We start from the raw sequence: 16,632 nt of genomic DNA, 5'->3' as shown, positions 1-16,632 counted from the left end.
GCTGGACGATGGGCGCGAACGCTACACTCGTAGCTTGTGAAGGCCCTCGTGGCCGGGCTTGTCGTGCTGGCGGGCGTGCTCGCGGGCTCACCGCTGCAGTCGCAGCCACGGGTCACGGTCGTGGCCAGCGGGCTGCAGGTGCCGTGGGCGCTGGCCTTCGCCCCCGACGGGCGGCTCTTCCTCACCGAACGGGCCGGCCGCATCCGCGTCGTGCACGAGGGGCGGCTGCATCCCAAGCCCGTGGCCACGCTCCCGGTGGCCGCGCGCGGGGAGGGCGGTCTGATGGGGCTCGCCCTCGACCCGGAGTTCGCGAAGACGGGTCGGCTGTACGTCTGCTACACGCTGAGCAAGCGCGTCAGCCTGGTGAATCGGCTCGCGCTGCTCACGCTCGGCCAAGGCCGAGGCGCCGTCGAGCGCGTGCTCGTCGACGACATTCCCGGCGCCACCGTGCACGACGGCTGTCGTGTGAAGTTCGGTCCCGACGGCAAGCTCTACCTCACCACCGGAGACGCCTCGGAGCCGCGCCTGGCCCAGCGGCTGGACTCGCTCGCTGGAAAGATCCTGCGCTACAACGCCGACGGCACCGTGCCTACCGATAACCCCTTTCCCGGCTCGCCGGTGTACAGCCTCGGCCATCGCAATCCCCAGGGACTGGCCTGGGACGGCGCCGGGCAGCTCTTCGCCTCCGAGCACGGGCCCTCCGGCATTCCGGGCGGGCACGACGAGCTGAGCTTCATCCGGCCCGGTCGTAATTACGGCTGGCCGGACGTCTACGGCCGGGCTGGCCGGGAGGGCTTCGAAGATCCCGTGCTGGAGTCGGGGTTCCGGACCTGGGCGCCGGCCGGCATGGCGATTCTGGACGGCGTCGCCTACATCGCGACGCTGCGGGGCCGGCAACTCCTGCGCGTGAACCTGGCCGCCGACGGATCGGCGACGATGGCCTCGCCCCTGCTCGACGGCGACTACGGGCGGTTGCGCGACGTGGTGGTCGGTCCGGACGGGGCGCTCTACATCGCCACGAGCAACCGGGACGGGCGCGGCTCCCCCGCCGCGAGCGACGACCGCATCCTCCGCCTGGTCCCGTGATGGACGGCCTCGAGGCGCTCTTCGCCCCGCGCTCCGTCGCGATCCTGGGCGCCTCGCGCGATCCCGCCAAGCTCGGCTTTCGACTGCTGAAGAACGTGAAGGACGGCGGTTTTTCCGGAGCGCTCTACCCGGTGAACCCGGCCGGCGAGCCGATCCTCGGCCTGCCCACGGTCCCCGTCGTGGAGGCGTTGCCCGAAGGGATCGACCTGGCCCTGGTGAGCCTGCCCGCCGCGGCGGTGCCCGCGGCGGTCAAGGCGCTGGCCATGCGGCGGACCAGGGCGGCCATCGTGCTCTCGTCGGGCTTCGGCGAGGTGGACGAGGAAGGTCGCAGCGCCCAGGCCGAGCTGCTGGCCAGCGCGCGAGCCGCCGGGCTCAGGCTGGTGGGACCGAACTGCATGGGTGTCTACTCGGCGCCGGCCGGGCTCAACGGCACCTACTTCTGGGATCTGCCGCGGCGGCCGGGCGGCATCGGCATCGTCTCTCAGAGCGGCGCCTACGCGGGGCTCATCTTCCGGCACCTGGGCAGCCGCGATCTCGGCGTGGCCCGCTGTCTGTCCATCGGCAACCAGGCCGATGTGCAGGCGGCCGAGGTGATCGCCTTCCTGGCCGAGGACGAGGCGACGACCCTCATCGCCTGCTTCCTCGAGGACATTGTCGATGGACGGCGGTTCGTCGCCGCCGCCGAGCGCGCGGTGGGCCGCAAGCCGGTGGTCGTGCTCAAGGCCGGCGGCTCGGAGGCCGGCCGGCGGGCCGCGGCCTCGCACACCGGAGCCGTGGCTGGTCCGGGCGCGGTGTTCCGCGCCGCCTGCCTGCATGCCCGCGTCGTGCACGTCGAGGAGACCGAGGAGTTCTTCGACGCCATCGAGGCCCTGGCCCTCAGCGGGCCGGCGCGACCGGCGGCGCCCAGCGTCGCCATCATCACCGTCTCGGGCGGGCCCTCGGTCGTCGCCGCCGACTGTGCCGAGCGGGCCGGGCTGGCGGTACCGGCGCTGGACGAGGCCGCGCGAAGCCGGCTGCGGCCGCTCGTCCCCGCGTTCGCAGCCCTGGGCAATCCCGTGGATCTCACGCCGCAGGTGGTGCCCTCGCGCATCGTCGAGGCGGTCCGTGTCGTCTTCGATCAGCCGACGATCGCCGGTGCGGTCGCCATCGACGTCGGTCTGGATATTCCCGAGTTCGCCGAGGCGGTCGTGTCGGCCACGCGGGCGACGGGCAAGCCCGCCGTGGCCTTCGCCGCCGACGCCCCCGGGGTCGCGGCCCGCCTCCGCGCCGGCGGCGTTCCGGTCATGCCCGGGCCGGAGCGCGCCGTGCGGGCCTGGCGGGCACTGTGGCGCTCGCCGCGCTCGACGCCGTGCCGTCACGGGCACGACTCGTCCGCGCCGGCTGGCGCCGCCGCGGCGAGCCGGCCGCTGTCCCACGCCCAGGCGCGACGACTGCTCGAGACCTACGGCATCACGTTCTGTCGTGAAGGCGCCGCGGGGTCTGCCGACGAGGCGGTGATGGCGGCCGAGGCGATCGGCTACCCGGTCGTCGTGAAGGTCGACGCCCCCGGAGTGATCCACAAGACCGAGGTGGGCGGCGTCGCGCTCAGCCTCCGTGACGCGGCGGCCGTGCGGGAGGCGTGCCGCGAGCTCGCCGGGCGGGTCGGCGTCGAGCGCTTCGTGGTCCAGGCCCAAGTGGGACCCGGGGTCGAGCTCTTGCTGGGGGCGCGCCGCGACGAGGTCTTCGGTCCGGTCGTTGCGGTGGGCGCGGGCGGAGTGCTGACCGAGGTCGTTCGCGACGTCGCGCTGCGGCTCGCCCCCGTGGCCGACGACGACATCCGCGAGATGCTGAGCGAAGGCGGGCTGCCCCGCCTGCTCGGGGGACCCCGGGGGTTGCCGCCGGTGGACCGGGGCCCACTGGCCGGTGCGGTCCGCGCGCTCGGAGAGCTCATGATGGCGGAGGCGCACGTGCTGGAGGTGGACCTCAATCCGATCATCGCGGCCGGGGACCGGCTCACCGCGGTGGATGCTCTGGTGATCGCGGGAGCGCGCCCATGAAGACGGAGTTCCAGCTGACCGACGAGCAGCGGATGATCCGCGACCTCGCGCGGAAAGTCGCGCGCGAGCGGATCGCCCCGTTCGCCGCCGATGTCGACGAGCGCGAGCGGTACCCCGAGGAGGCGATGCGGGCCATCATCGACGCCGGCCTGTTCGGCATCTGGGTGCCGGAAGAGTACGGAGGCAGCGACCTGGGATGCCTGGCCCTGGCCCTGGTCTGCGAGGAGATCGCCTGGGCCTGCGCGGCGTCGGCCACCCAGTATCTCGACCAGCCCCTGGGGGGCCTGCCCATCCTGACCTTCGGGACGCCGGAGCAGAAGAAGAAATACCTGCCCCGGCTCGCCACCGGCGAGCTGCTGGCCGCCTACTCGCTGTCGGAGCCGGAGGCCGGCTCCGACGCCGCCGCCCTCAAGACGACCGCGATCCGCCGCGGGGACCACTACGTGTTGAACGGCACCAAGCAGTGGTGCACCAATGGCGATCACGCGGACTTCATCTGCGTGTTCGCCACCGTCGACCCGTCCCGGCGCGCCAAGGGCGTCACGGCGTTCCTCGTCGACAAGACCACGCCTGGCTTCACCGTGGGCCGGAAGGAGCGGAAGCTGGGCATCCGCGGCTCGCCCACGGTGGCCCTGCACTTCAACGATTGCCGCGTGCCCGTGGAGCAGCGACTGGGCGGCGAGGGGCAGGGTTTCAGCATCGCCATGCAGACGCTGGACACGACCCGCCCCGCCACCGGGGCGATGGCCGTGGGCATCGGCCAGGCCGCTCTGGACGCCGCCGTGGGCTACGCCCGCGAGCGCCGGCAGTTCGGGCAGCGGATCGCCGACTTTCAGGGCATCCAGTTCATGCTGGCCGACATGGCCATGCAGATCCACGCCGCCCGGCTCATGGTCCACCATGCGGCTCGCCAGGTAGACGCGGGGATCCGGGGCAACACCTACGAGGCCTCGATGGCGAAGTGCTGGGCCGGGGACGCCGCCATGAAGGTCACCACCGACGCTGTGCAGATCTTCGGCGGCTACGGCTACACGCGCGATTTTCCGGTGGAGCGCTTCATGCGCGACGCCAAGATCATGCAGATCTACGAAGGCACCAACCAGATCCAGCGCGTGATCATCGCTCGCGAGCTGCTCGGTGAGTGACGGGCCCGCGGGCACCGCCCGGCGACCCGCGACGACCTGACCAGGCCGGCGCGGCCGTTCACCGGCGGCCTGCACGCGATCCTCGACGAGCGAATCGGGAAACGGTATCTTGGCCGATGGCATGCAGACGCTGGCGGTGCTCGTCATCGCGACGCTGGCCGCGGCCGTGGGGGGCCTGGCGGTCTGGGTCTTCACGCTGCGCCGGCGGGTGCACGGCCTGGAGCGCGACCTCCAGAACGCCCGGGCCCAGGCCGAGCGACTGAGCCGGCTGGGGGCCCTCGGCGAGATGGCCTCGAGCTTCGCTCACGCCTTCAACGACGTGCTCACGCCGGTCATCGGGCGCACGCAACTGCTCATTCAGCGCGTGAGAGACCCGCAGCTCCGCGAATGGCTGGACACGATCGAGCGGGCTGCGCTGGACGGGGCCCAAACGGTACGCCGGATCCAGGAGTTCATGCGGGCCCGGCGCGACGAGCCGGCGACGGCGGTGGATCTGCTGACCACGCTCCGCCAGGCCATCCAGGCCACGGCGTCGCGGCGTCCCGGTGTGCACTTCCAGGAGCAGCTGGACCATCTGCCCCCGATCACCGGCGACCCCCAGAGCATGCAGCATGCGCTGGCCCACATCCTGGCCAACGCGGTGGACGCCGCGCCCGACGGCGGCGTCGTGACCGTCTCGGCCCAGATGGAGGGGGGCGAGGCCATCGTCAGCGTCACCGACACCGGCTCGGGGATGACGCCCGGGGTGCAGGCACGGGTCTTCGAGCCGTTCTTCACCACCAAGCCCGGAGCCACCGGGCTCGGGCTCTGCCTGGCTCACGGGATCGTGGCCCGCCACGGCGGGCAGATCGAGATCGACAGCACCGCCGGCCGGGGCACGACGGTGCGGGTCAAGTTCCTGGTCGAGGGCGTGTCGCGGGCCGAGCCCGCGGCCTCGGCGCCCGCCGCGCACACGCCGAGCGGCCCGACCCGGTGCCTGGTGGTGGATGACGACCCTCAGGTGCGCCAGATGATCAGCGACATTCTCTCCAACGCCGGGCACGGCGTCGTCATGGCCGTCGATGGCGCGGACGGCATCGACAAGTTCAAGAACGACTCGTCCTTCGACGTCGTGGTGACCGATCTGGCCATGCCCAAGCTCAACGGGCTGCAGCTGGCGCGCATGTGCAAGACGCTCCGCCCCTCGGTGCCGGTGGTCATGTTGACGGGCTGGGGGGTGCTGCTGACGGAGGACGAGCTGGCCGAGCACGGAGTGGACGAAGTCCTCTCCAAGCCCGTGCGCATGGACCAGCTCCTCAGCACCCTGACGGCGGTGCTGGCGCGGACGGCGAGCGCCTAGATGACGAGCCCCATCATCACCGAGGCCCTGCGGGCGCTGGTCGAGCGCCGACACCTCACGCGGATCGAGGCGGCCGCGGCCATGGAAGCGATCATGTCGGGCGCGGCCACCAACGCTCAGATCGCCGCCTTCCTGATCGCGCTCCGCATGAAAGGCGAAACGGTCGAGGAGCTGATCGGGTTCGCCCAGGTCATGCGCCAGAAGGCGGTGCGCATCCGCCGCCGCGGCGACGGCGTCGCCGCGCTGACCGGGACCGATCGCGAGATGCTCATCGACACGTGCGGCACCGGCGGCGACGCCGCCGGCACCTTCAACGTCTCGACGGCGACCGCCTTTGTCGTGGCCGGGGCCGGCCTCCGGGTGGCCAAGCACGGCAACCGCTCGGTGTCCTCCCTGTGCGGCTCGGCCGACGTGGTGGAGACGCTGGGGATCAACCTCGACCTGGGGCCGGCCCAGGTCGCCCGCTGCATCGACGAGGTCGGCATCGGTTTCCTCTATGCCCCGTTACTGCACACGGCGATGCGCCACGTCATGGCCGCCCGCCGGGAGATGGGCATCCGCACCGTCTTCAACATGCTGGGGCCGCTCACCAACCCCGCCTCCGCCAATGCGCAGGTGGTCGGCGTGTACGCGGCCGAGCTCACCGAGCCGCTGGCCCGGGTGCTGGCCGAGCTGGGCACGGCGCGCGCCTTCGTGGTCCACGGCGCCGACGGGCTCGACGAGATCTCGAACACCGGGGACAGCCGTCTCAGCGAGGTTCGCGAAGGGACGGTGCAGACCTTCACGCTGCGGCCGGAGGACCTCGGCCTGCCCCGAGCCAGCATCGGCGATCTCAAGGGCGGCGACCGGGAACAGAACGCCGACATCATTCGCGCGCTGCTGAGGGGCGAGCCCGGGCCCAAGCGGGACATCGTCCTGATGAACGCGGCGGCGGCGCTGGTGGCCGGGGGCCGGGCGCGGGAGCTGAAGGAGGCCGTGGCGGTCGCGGCTCGCTCCATCGACAGCGGGGCGGCGCGCGCCAAGCTCGAGACCCTCATCGGCCTCAGTCAGCGGCTGGCCGCCGACAAGCCGGAAAAATAAAACCGCGCCCATAGGGGCGCATGGGCGCGGCTGGCGGCGACCCGGTCGGAGGCCCGACCGACCCACCTTCCGCCATTCACTACAGCAAGACCTGTACCGCCGGGTTCGCCCGGCCAGTGGTCGGTTTCCGCCGGTGCCCGTGAAGCCGTTTACCGTTCTCGGGAGCTTGCTTGCCCTGGTTTGGGAGGGCGTCGCCTTAGACCGGCGCCGACCCGGGCGCGTGGCCGGCGGTACACTGTGTCGCCGTGGAGCGGCGCCGCCTGGGCCGCAGTGGTCTCGAGGTTCCCGTCATCGGGATGGGAACCTGGCAGACCTTCGACGTCCGCGAGCCCGGCCTGGTCCAGCCGGTGACGGACGCGGTCATGACCCACGGCGGGATCTTCTTCGACTCCTCACCCATGTACGGCAATGCCGAGCGAGTGCTGGCCGCCACGCTCGGGCCGAGACGCGCGGACGTCATCGTGGCCACCAAGGTGTGGGCCAGCACGGCGCGCGAGGGGCGCGAGCAGATCCGGCGCGCCCTGGCCTGGTACGGCGATCACGTCGACCTCTACCAGATCCACAACCTGCAAGCGTGGCAGACGCACCTGCCCTACCTGGAGGAGCTGAAGAGCCAGAGTCGCATCCGCGCCATCGGCATCACGCACTGGAGCGCCGCCTGCTTCGACGAGATGGCGGCCATCGTCGCCACGGGCCGCGTCGACGCGATCCAGGTGCCGTACAACCCCCGGGAGCGGGAGATCGAGCGGGGGCTCCTGCCCCTGGCGGCGGCTCGCGGTGTCGGGGTCGTGCTGATGCGTCCCCTCGGTCAGGGGACGCTGGCCCGTCGGCCGCCGCCGGCCCGGGAGCTCGCCTTCCTCGAGGCCTACGGGCTGTCGACCTGGGCCCAGGCCCTGCTGAACTGGGGCGTCAGCGATCCGCGGACCTCCGTCAGCATTCCGGCCACCCGCGACGTCGCCCACGCGGTGGACAACTGTGCCGTCGGCCGCGCGCGTCGCTTCGATGAAGCGGCGCGCGAGCGCGTGGCCGCGCTCGCCACACGTCCGTGAGGCGTCGCCGAGCGTGAAGGCCTGGGTGGGGACGTCCGGCTACAACTACCGCGAGTGGAAAGGCACCTTCTATCCGGCGGATCTGCCCGCCGCGCGGATGCTCGCCTTCTACGCCGAACAGTTCTCCGTGGTCGAGATCAACGCGACGTTCTACCGGATGCCCACGGCCAAGACCCTGGCGGGCTGGGCCGCCGCCACGCCGCCCGGGTTTCGGTTCGCGCTCAAGGCGCCCCAGCGCATCACCCACTTCGCGCGGCTGCGCGACGTCGACGAGCCAGTCCGGTACTTCTGCGACGCCGCCCGCACGCTCGGCGACAAGCTCGGCCCGCTACTGTTCCAGCTGCCGCCGAACTTTCCGTGTGACCTCAGCAGGATCGCCGATCTGCTGGCCCTGCTGCCGGCCGGGCTGGCCTGCGCCTTCGAGTTCCGTCACGCTTCCTGGTTCGCCGACGAGGTCTACGAGCGGCTGCGGGCCCGCAATGCCGCCCTGTGTATCGCCGACACCGAAGCGGGGACGACCCCCCTGGTGCCCACGGCCGACTTCGGGTACCTGCGGCTGCGCGATGAGGGGTACGACGACGCCGACCATCGCGGCTGGGCCGACACGATCAGCAGTCTCGGCCAGGGCTGGCGGGACGCCTACGTGTTCTTCAAGCACGAGGAGTCGGGCACCGGCCCGGCCTTCGCCCGCCGGCTCGCCGGGTTGCTCAGCCCTTCGGCCTGAGCCGGCCGCGGGCGTGGCCGGCGCCGGGCTCACGCTCGATCCGCGTCAGGGCCGCGGCGATGTCGATCCCCTCGGTCAGCACGGCGCGCATGGGGTCACCGGGGTCCTCCGCGCGGGCTCGCGCGTTCTTGATCGTGAAGCTCCGGGGATCGAGCTGGGCCGTCACCTCGTTCCAGGCGAGCGGGCACGAGATGGGGGCGCCGGGGAGCGGACGCACCGCGAACGGGGCCACCACCGTCTGGCCCCGGCCGTTCTGCCCCCAGTCCACGTAGACCTTCCCGCCGCGCGCGCGCAGCGGGCGTTCGACGGTGGCGATGCGCGGCTCGGCCTCGACCGCCAGGGTGGCCAGCAGCCGGGCAAAGGCCCGCACCTGCTCATACGGGTAGCGGGCGCCCAGGGGCACGAAGATGTGCAGCCCCGTCTTGCCCGATGTCTTGACGTAGCTCGGCAGCTGCAGGCGCTCGAGGATCCGCCGGAGGGTCAGGGCCACCGCCACCACGCTGGTGAACGGAGCGCCCTTGGGGTCGAGGTCCAGCACGAGCCAGTCGGGCCGCTCCAGGGTGGGGACCCGCGACGCCCACACGTGCAGCGGGATCGTGCCCAGGTTGATCACCCAGCGCAGGACGTCCACGTCGCTCACGACGACGTAGTCGATGTCGCGGTTCACCTCTTCGGCTCGGATGCGGACCGTGGGCACCCACGACGGCGCGGATTTCGGGGCGTCCTTCTGATAGAAGGACTTGCCGTCGATCCCGTCGGGATACCGGGTCAGAACCACGGGCCGGTCCCGGAGATAGGGCAGGAGCCAGGGCGCGATAGACTCGTAATAGGCGACCAGGTCGGCCTTGGTATACCCGTCGGTGGGGAAGAAGATCTTGCCGGGGTTGCTGATGGTCACCCGCCGGCCGTCGTCGGCGCCGCCCAGCGGCATCGGGACCTCGCGCCGGCAATCGCGAGCGTGTTTGTCCTCGCGCAGGCCGAGGAAGGCCGGATGCCGCAGACCTCCGTCGTCGGTCCACTCGGTGAAGCGGACCTCGGCCACCAGCGTGGGCTCGACCCAGTGATGGCCGCGGCCCGTCGGCGTGCCGGCGGCGAACGGCGAGGTCGGCCGCCGTAGCGGCGCGAGCCGCTCCCACACCTGCTTGAGGGTCTTGGCATCGAAGCCGGTGCCGACCTTGGAGACGTACACGAGACGGTCTCCCTCGTACAGCCCCAGGTGCAGGGCCCCGAAGTAGCCGCGCGAGCCCTGCGGCTCGGTGTACCCGCCGATGACGAACTCCTGGCGCTGCTGGCACTTGATCTTGAGCCAGTCCCGGCTGCGCCCGCCCACGTAGCGGCTGTCGGCCTTCTTGGCCACGACGCCCTCCAGGTGCCGGGCGCAGCACGCCCGGAAGAACTCCTCCCCTTGCTCGTCGACGTGCGCGCCGTAGCCCAGCCCGCCGCGGGGCGGCAGCAGGAGCGCCAGGCACGCCTTGCGCTCGCTCAAGGGCAGCCCTCGCAGGTCGCGCCCGTCCAGGGCCAGGGCATCGAAGAACACGCCGCTCACGGGCACCAGCGCTCGGGCCCGCTCGACATCGGCCGGGCGGGTGAGCCCCATGCGCGCCTGCAACCGCTGAAACGACGGCCGACCCGCCTCGTCCAGCGCCACGATCTCGCCATCGATGAGGAAGCGCTCGAGCGGGAGCGCGCGCAGGGCTGTCGTCAGCTCGGGATAGCGGGCCGTCACCTCCTGGCCGCTCCGCATGTAGAGCTCTACCCGGGCGCCGTCGCGGAAGGCGAGCAGGCGGACGCCGTCGTACTTCGGCTCGAACAGCCAGCCGGCCCCCGAGAACGGCTTGTCCACCAGGGTCGCCAGCATGACCGGCGCGCGCGACGGCGTCACGTCGCGGCGGGGGGCATCGGCGCGGTCCAGGCGGGCGCGCAGGGTGGCCAGTGGCTTCACGGCTGCAGGATACGCCAACCGGTCGCCCCTGGCCCCAACGGGTCACCCTACCGGTTGCGAGCGGCAGAGCTGGAGAATCGCGTGCCCCCGCGTGGTATCGTTTCGACCATGCCGCCGCACTCCATCGGCTCCGGCACGATCTCGTTCGGACTGGTTTCGATCCCCGTGAAGATGTACACGGCGACTTCTTCAGCCGCGGTGTCCTTCAACATGCTCCATGCGAAGTGCGGCACGCGGGTGCGCCAGCAAATGCTGTGTCCGACATGTAACGTCGTCGTCGACCGCGCCGACCTGGTGCGCGGCTACGAGTTCGCCAAGGACCAGTACGCCCGGGTCGCCGATCAGGAGCTGAAGGCTCTGGAGGGCGAGGCCTCGAAGATCATCGACATCGCCGAGTTCGTTCCGCTCGACAAGGTCGATCCCATCTACTTCGAGCGGACGTACTATCTCGGGCCCGACAAAGGCGGCGAGAAGGCCTACCGCCTGCTGGCCGACGCCATGGCCAAGAGCGGGCGGGTGGCGCTGGCCAAGTTCGTCATGCGCGGCAAGGAGAGCCTGGTGCTGATCCGCTCGGCCCAGGATGGGCTCATGCTGCACACGATGTACTTCGCGGACGAGGTACGGGACTTCGGCGAGGTCGACAAGGGGCAATCGGCCAAGATCAAGGGCGGCGAGATGGAGCTGGCCCAACAGCTCATCGACGGCCTGACCAACGACGAGTTCAAGCCCGAGCAGTACGCCGACGAGTACCGCCAGCGTGTCCTCGACCTCATCAACCGGAAGGTCCAGGGCCAGGAGGTGACGGTGGCGGCGCCGGCGGCGCCGCGCGCCCAGGTGGTCGACCTGATGGAGGCGCTCAAGGAAAGTCTGGCCAAGCGCAAGCCGCCCGCCAAGGTGCCCGCCAAGCGCGCCGAGCCGTCTCGGGCAGAGCCCGTCCGCGCCGCCCGCCGCGCTCAGGGCAAGAGGTAGCCCGCCGCGGGGCGGAATCACCGCCTATGGAAGCCGTGACACTCCTCATCGCCGTGGTGGCCCTGGTGCTCGCCGTGATCGCGTTCATCCGGACCGGCGGGATGCCCGACATGCGCCGGCAGATCGACTCGATGAGCGCCCGGACCGAAGCCGCCCGTGACCGGACCGCCGACGCCCTGGACCGGCTCGAGCGGTTCATCCGGGGCCGGGACAAAGGCGAGGGCGGCGAGCCGGGCGCCCCTCCACCCGGTCCACCCGGGCCCACGCTGTGAGCTATCGCTGGGCCTTCGTCGCCGTCTTCCTCGCCGGCATCGCCGTCGGCGTGGTGGCCACGCTGTTCGGCCCGCGCTGGGCGGACCCGTATCTGCCCCAGGCCATGCGCGGGGCGACGGCGCTGATCGAGGGCGAGGTCGTTCGCAAGCTCCGAGAGGCGGACCGGCTGCTCTTCACGGTGCTCACCCCCGAGGGCGCCGTGCTGGCCACGTTCAAGGAGCGCGTCACCGAGATCGAGCAGCTCGTCGACGAGGGGGATCGCATCACGCTGGCCCTGGCCCGCTATGCCCCGTTCGTGGAGGACCCGAAGATCGCCAGGGTCACGAAACCCCGGCCCGCGACGGCGGAGGATAAACAGGCGCCGGCGCCCGCCCCTCCTGGCCCCGCGGCCCCGGCCGCGCCGGGCTCCGCCCCCGTCGCACCGGGCCCGGCCCCGGTCGCACCCGGCCAGGCGCCGCCGGCGCCGCTCAGCCGCCCTTGAGCCGCGGATCCAGCAGGTCACGCAGGCCGTCCCCCAGCATGTTGAAGCCGAAGACGGCGAGCGACAGGGCCACCGCGGGCCAGATGGCCAGCCAGGGCGCCTGGTACATGTAGTCCAGCCCGGCCAGCGAGAGCATGCCTCCCCAGGTCGGGTAGGGCGGGGGGATGCCCAGACCCAGGAACGACAGGCTGGCCTCCACCAGGATGACCGTCGACAGCCCGGTCGTCGCCACCACGATGATCGTTGGCAGCACGTTGGGCAGGATGTGCCCCATGGTGATGCGGGCGTGGCCGGCGCCGGCCGCTCGGGCCCCTTCGATGTAGGTGTGCTCCTTGATCGCCAGCGCGACACCCCGGATGACGCGTGAGTTCTGGACGCCGAAGGCCACGCCCAGGACGAGCGTGATGTTGAGCACGCTGGGCCCCACCAGGGACATGATCGACATCAACAGTAGGAGCGGCGGGAACGCCATCCACGCGTCCACGCCACGCTGCACGAGGAGATCGGCCCGCCCGCCGAAATAGGCGCACAGCACGCCGATCAGGGTGGCCAGCACGCTGCCCAGGCCGACCGCGCCGAAGCCGACATACAGCGAGATCCGCGCCCCGTAGAGGAGACGGGTGAGCAGGTCGCGGCCCAGGTGATCGGTGCCGAGCCAGTGGGCGGCGCTCGTGGGAACGAGTCGCTCGCGCAGGCTCGTCTCGGCGAAGCCATACGGCGTGAGGACGTCGGCCAGCAGCGCGGCGGCGAGCATGCCGAGCACGATCACGCCGCCGCACGTCCCCAGCGGCTTGCGGCGCACCATCTGGACCCAGACGTCGAGATACCACGCCCGGGCCGGCGGCAGCGCCCGAAGCTCGACGGCGACAGCCGGAACGGGCGCGGGCGCAACCGTTGCCATCAGGCGTCGCCACCAGTGTTGGGAGGGGCCACGCTGTCACCCCCCGTGTGAATGGGTGAGGTCTGGAGGGAGGTCCGCCGTGTCACCCCGCGTAAATGGGGGAGTTGGAGGGGGGCCCGGTGTGGCACCCCGCGTGAACGGGGGAGGTTTGGAGGGGGGCAGGAACTGCCCCCCTCCAAGCTAACGATACCGGATGCGCGGATCCAGGAACGCATACGCGAAGTCGATGAGGAGGTTGAGCCCGACCACCATCGCCGCCACGATGAGGTTCACGGCCTGCACCACCGGGTAGTCGAGCCGCATCAACGCTTCGAAAAAGAACAGGCCCACGCCGGGTAGGCGAAAGATGGCCTCGATGATCACGGACCCCCCGATGTAGAGCGGCGTCTGCAGGCCCACCAGGGTGAGCACGGGAATCATCGCGTTCTTGAGTCCATGGCGCAGCACGATGGTCCGCTCGCTCAGCCCCTTCGACCAGGCCGTGCGGATGTACTCCTGACGCAGCACCTCCAGCAGCGAGGACCGCATGATCCGCATGATGGGACCCGCCCGCGTGACGCCGAACACCAGGGCCGGGACGATCATGATCTTGAGGTTGGCGAGCGGATCGCTGGTGAAGGGCACGTAGGTCCAGACCGGGGTCCACTTGAAGTAGATCGACGGCACGACCACGACCACCACCGCCAGGCCGAAGTACGGCACCGACAGGGCCAGGATGGCGAAGACCCGCCCCAGGTAATCGGCGGCGGTGTCCTGGCGGACGGCCGACACGATCCCTACCAGGATCCCGATCACCACCGAGACCAGGATGGTGAGCAGGGCCAACTCGAGGGTCACCGGGAAGCGGCGCACGAACTCCTCGAGGATCGGCAGACGAGTCCAGTACGAATGCCCGAAGTCTCCGCGCAGGACGATGCCCCCCATCCACTCTAAGTATTGGGTGGCGATCGGCCGGTCGAGGCCGAGGTCACGACGCAGGGCCTCCAGGGTCGGGGCATAGGCGTGGCCTTCCACCATGCGGGTGGCGACGTCGCCCGGCATCAGCCGCATCATCAGGAACACGATGATGCTCACGAGCAGCAGGGTGGGGACCGCCAGCATCACCCGCCGCAGGACGTACTGCTTCATCCCGTCGGCCGCCGCCGGTTACCTGTCCAACCAGGTGTGCATCAGCCGCATCCCCAGGCCGTAGCCGTCGTGATGCTTGAACCCTTTCACGTGGGGCGGGTGGGTGATGTACTGGGGCGCGTTCGGCAGGTAGACGTAGTACGCCTTGTCGGCGAGGTAGCGCTGGATCCGGTCGATGATCTCCCGGCGCTTGGCCGGATCGAGCTCGCGGCGTTGGGCGACCAGGAGCTTGTTCAGCTCGGCGTCGGCCACGTGGCTCCGGTTGTTGGGCTGCTCGGGGACGTGCGTGCCGTAGAGGAAATCGTCCACCTCGGTGAACGGCGTGATCGGCCCGATGGCCATCTTCTCGAACTTGCCGAGGTAGGTCGTGCTGATGTACTTGCCGTACTCCTCGGGCTTCAGCTCCGCGGTCAGCCCGATCTTGCCCAGGTTGTCGGCGGCCAGCTCGTAATACGATCGCCAGGGCGGCGCGTAGCCCGGCCAGTGGAACATGGGCACGGTCAGGCCGCCGCCCAGGCCGGCCTGGGTTAGCAGCGCCTTCGCCTCGGCCGGATCGTACCCCACGAGATACTTGGCCCGGGCCGGCTCGAGCTTGGCCGCATCGAGCTTCCAGTCCTTCATGGCGCACGGCACCGGCCCGCTGTCGATGCAGCCCTCGCCGAACAGCAGCGCGTCGTTCCAGCCCTTGCGATCGATGGCCAGCGCGATGGCCCGGCGCACGCGGACGTCGTTGAAGGGCGGCTGGTCGGTGCGCATGTAGATCACGCCCTGCCCGACGACCATCGTGGGGGTGACGACCATCTCGGGGTTCGTCTTCTGCACCGATTTGCCCTGCTCGGGGGAGAGCCAGCCCCACATGTGCCCGAGATCCACCTTGCCGGCCCGTAACACGCTGAGCCGGGCCGAGGCGTCCGGGGTGATCTCGATCACCACCCCGTCGAGATAGGGCTGCCCCTTCATGAAGTAATCGGGGTTCCGCTCGAAGACGACGCGCACCCCGCGCTCGTAAGTCTTCAGCACGAAGGGACCGGTCCCGATCACGGCGTCCGGGTGGTTGAAGTCCTTGTGGCGCTGCTCGACCTCCCGGGGAAGGATGACGGCGTAGGAGGGGCTGGCCAGGTGGTTGAGGAACGGCGCGTAGGGTTCCTTCAGGGTCACGCGGACGGTGTGGCGGTCCACCGCCTCGATCGACTGGACCTGGTCGAAGCGGGAGCGGAAGCCCGACTTGGCCATGAAGCGCTCGAGCGAGTACTTGACGTCGTCGGCCGTCACCTCGCGCCCGTTGACGGGGGGCTTGTTGTGGAACTTGACGCCCTTGCGGAGCGTGAACACGACGGTGGTCGGGGTCTTGTACTCCCATTTTTGGGCGAGGTCGGGCACGATCGAGAAGTCGCCGGAGTGCTTCTGCTCCGGACCGTAGGGGAAGCGCACCAGATGGCTGTAGACCATGCTCGCCCACGTGTGGGTGATGAAGCTCACCGAGAGGTGGGGATCGAGGTTGGGGGCCTCGCGGTCCGCGATCCGCAGCACCCCGCCCCGCTTGGGCGTCTGCCCGAACGCCGGAGGCAGGCCGAGCGAGAGCGCGATGACGGCTACGAGGGCGATGCCGAGCAGGCCGCGTCGACCCATGGCGTTCCTCCTGTGAGCGGGCGAGGGTAAGTTGGCCCATTATCGTTGGCGCGCGCACCTTGTCAATCGCGCCCACGCGGTGTAGAAGAAGCCGGATCGCACCCGGAGGGAGAGCGCCGATGGACTACGCCGAGTACAAGCACCTGCTCTTCGAGCGCCGGAAGAACGGCGTGCTGCTCATCACCATCAGCCGCCCGGAGGTGCTCAACGCCACCAACGACCGGCTCCACTGGGAGCTGACCCAGATCTGGCTGACCATCGATGCCGATCCCGACACCCGGGTGGCCGTCGTCACCGGCGCCGGCCGGGCCTTTTCCGCCGGCGGCGACCTCGACATGGTGGAGGCCAACGCCACCGACCCCCGCCGGCTGGCCCGGACGGTACGCGAGGCCTCGGACATCGTCTACAACATGATCAACCTCGACAAGCCGGTCGTCTCGGCCATCAACGGCGTGGCCGTCGGGGCCGGGCTGGTGGTGGCCCTGCTGGCCGACGTGAGCATCATCGCGGAGAACGTGCGCTTCACCGACGGCCATACCCGGCTCGGCGTGGTGGCCGGCGATCACGCGGCCATCCTGTGGCCGCTGCTCTGCGGGATGGCCAAGGCCAAGTACTACCTGCTCACCTCGGACTTCATCGACGGCCGGGAGGCCGAGCGCATCGGCCTGGTCAGCCTCTGCGTTCCCCCCGGCGAGCTCTTGACCAAGGCCTTCGAGGTCGCCGACAAGCTCGCCCTGGGTAGCCAGCAGGCGATCCGGTGGACCAAGCGCTCCCTGAACAACTGGCTCCGCATGGCCGGCCCCATCTTCGACCAGTCCATCGCCCTGGAGATGCTCACCTTCATGGGCGA

At 70.7% G+C, this 16,632-nt stretch carries 15 protein-coding genes; 11 read left to right on the top strand and 4 right to left on the bottom strand.

From position 1 onward, the window contains the following. Positions 1–48 precede the first annotated feature (48 nt). The 7 genes from VFR64_17895 (at position 49) to VFR64_17865 (ending at position 8,459) form a co-directional block, all read left to right on the top strand. On the top strand, positions 49–1,086 hold the full coding sequence (locus VFR64_17895; GenBank protein HET9491615.1) for a PQQ-dependent sugar dehydrogenase: 1,038 nt from the start codon (positions 49–51) through the stop codon (positions 1,084–1,086). Then, positions 1,086–3,122, top strand: a complete 2,037-nt coding sequence (locus VFR64_17890) for an acetate--CoA ligase family protein (GenBank protein HET9491614.1) — start codon at positions 1,086–1,088, stop codon at positions 3,120–3,122. The genes VFR64_17895 and VFR64_17890 overlap by 1 nt, the downstream gene beginning before the upstream one ends. After that, positions 3,119–4,267, top strand: coding sequence for an acyl-CoA dehydrogenase family protein (locus VFR64_17885; protein ID HET9491613.1), 1,149 nt, complete (start codon positions 3,119–3,121; stop codon positions 4,265–4,267). Before VFR64_17890 ends, VFR64_17885 begins: the two co-directional genes overlap by 4 nt. A gap of 121 nt (positions 4,268–4,388) precedes the next feature. Then, on the top strand, positions 4,389–5,606 hold the full coding sequence (locus VFR64_17880) for an ATP-binding protein (GenBank protein ID HET9491612.1): 1,218 nt from the start codon (positions 4,389–4,391) through the stop codon (positions 5,604–5,606). Next, a complete protein-coding gene (gene trpD, locus VFR64_17875; protein HET9491611.1) occupies positions 5,607–6,686 on the top strand; it encodes an anthranilate phosphoribosyltransferase in 1,080 nt (359 codons plus the stop codon). Positions 6,687–6,931: 245 nt separating this feature from the next. Continuing rightward, positions 6,932–7,735 (top strand): aldo/keto reductase, encoded by an 804-nt coding sequence (locus VFR64_17870; GenBank protein ID HET9491610.1) that lies wholly within the window; start codon positions 6,932–6,934, stop codon positions 7,733–7,735. Between the two features lie 13 nt (positions 7,736–7,748). Beyond that, on the top strand, positions 7,749–8,459 hold the full coding sequence (locus VFR64_17865; GenBank protein ID HET9491609.1) for a DUF72 domain-containing protein: 711 nt from the start codon (positions 7,749–7,751) through the stop codon (positions 8,457–8,459). Here VFR64_17865 and ligD read toward each other — a convergent pair. Next, entirely contained in the window at positions 8,443–10,401 is a 1,959-nt protein-coding gene (ligD, locus tag VFR64_17860) for a DNA ligase D (GenBank protein ID HET9491608.1), read from the bottom strand. The two genes, VFR64_17865 and ligD, sit on opposite strands and share 17 nt — an antisense overlap. Before the next feature lie 81 nt (positions 10,402–10,482). Between ligD and VFR64_17855 the strand changes: the two genes are divergently transcribed. From VFR64_17855 to VFR64_17845, 3 genes are read left to right on the top strand one after another with little or no spacing between them, the layout of a single operon-like run. Continuing rightward, the gene (locus VFR64_17855) at positions 10,483–11,370 is read left to right on the top strand and encodes a Ku protein (protein HET9491607.1); all 888 of its coding nucleotides are present in this window, start codon (positions 10,483–10,485) and stop codon (positions 11,368–11,370) included. Positions 11,371–11,396: 26 nt separating this feature from the next. Further along, complete coding sequence (locus VFR64_17850; GenBank protein HET9491606.1) at positions 11,397–11,642, top strand: hypothetical protein; 246 nt, start codon at positions 11,397–11,399, stop codon at positions 11,640–11,642. Beyond that, on the top strand, positions 11,639–12,124 hold the full coding sequence (locus tag VFR64_17845; protein HET9491605.1) for a hypothetical protein: 486 nt from the start codon (positions 11,639–11,641) through the stop codon (positions 12,122–12,124). Before VFR64_17850 ends, VFR64_17845 begins: the two co-directional genes overlap by 4 nt. Here the strand turns inward: VFR64_17845 and VFR64_17840 are convergent. From VFR64_17840 to VFR64_17830, 3 genes are all read right to left on the bottom strand, one after another. Next, complete coding sequence (locus tag VFR64_17840; GenBank protein ID HET9491604.1) at positions 12,111–13,025, bottom strand: ABC transporter permease; 915 nt, start codon at positions 13,023–13,025, stop codon at positions 12,111–12,113. The two genes, VFR64_17845 and VFR64_17840, sit on opposite strands and share 14 nt — an antisense overlap. 180 nt (positions 13,026–13,205) lie before the next feature. Continuing rightward, positions 13,206–14,153 carry an ABC transporter permease gene (locus VFR64_17835; GenBank protein ID HET9491603.1) on the bottom strand — a complete coding sequence of 316 codons (948 nt, stop codon included), beginning with the start codon at positions 14,151–14,153 and terminating at the stop codon, positions 13,206–13,208. A gap of 18 nt (positions 14,154–14,171) precedes the next feature. Then, positions 14,172–15,782 (bottom strand): ABC transporter substrate-binding protein, encoded by a 1,611-nt coding sequence (locus tag VFR64_17830; GenBank protein ID HET9491602.1) that lies wholly within the window; start codon positions 15,780–15,782, stop codon positions 14,172–14,174. 119 nt (positions 15,783–15,901) lie between these two features. Here VFR64_17830 and VFR64_17825 point away from each other — a divergent pair. Continuing rightward, on the top strand, positions 15,902–16,632 hold a 731-nt coding region (locus VFR64_17825; protein ID HET9491601.1), incomplete at its 3' end, for an enoyl-CoA hydratase/isomerase family protein.

This window comes from Candidatus Methylomirabilota bacterium (assembly GCA_035709005.1).
Classification (GTDB): domain Bacteria; phylum Methylomirabilota; class Methylomirabilia; order Rokubacteriales; family CSP1-6; genus 40CM-4-69-5.
Note: the sequence above shows the minus strand (reverse complement) of the source record. Positions and strands in the feature narration are given on the sequence as shown.

Excerpts from the sequence above, each read along its gene's own strand:
- VFR64_17890 (HET9491614.1), top strand. The coding sequence starts at position 1,086 with ATGGACGGCCTCGAGGCGCTCTTCGCCCCGCGCTCCGTCGCGATCCTG.
- VFR64_17885 (HET9491613.1), top strand. The coding sequence starts at position 3,119 with ATGAAGACGGAGTTCCAGCTGACCGACGAGCAGCGGATGATCCGCGAC.
- VFR64_17830 (HET9491602.1), bottom strand. The coding sequence starts at position 15,782 with ATGGGTCGACGCGGCCTGCTCGGCATCGCCCTCGTAGCCGTCATCGCG.
- VFR64_17835 (HET9491603.1), bottom strand. The coding sequence starts at position 14,153 with ATGAAGCAGTACGTCCTGCGGCGGGTGATGCTGGCGGTCCCCACCCTG.
- VFR64_17880 (HET9491612.1), top strand. The coding sequence starts at position 4,389 with ATGCAGACGCTGGCGGTGCTCGTCATCGCGACGCTGGCCGCGGCCGTG.
- VFR64_17840 (HET9491604.1), bottom strand. The coding sequence starts at position 13,025 with ATGGCAACGGTTGCGCCCGCGCCCGTTCCGGCTGTCGCCGTCGAGCTT.
- trpD (HET9491611.1), top strand. The coding sequence starts at position 5,607 with ATGACGAGCCCCATCATCACCGAGGCCCTGCGGGCGCTGGTCGAGCGC.
- VFR64_17850 (HET9491606.1), top strand. The coding sequence starts at position 11,397 with ATGGAAGCCGTGACACTCCTCATCGCCGTGGTGGCCCTGGTGCTCGCC.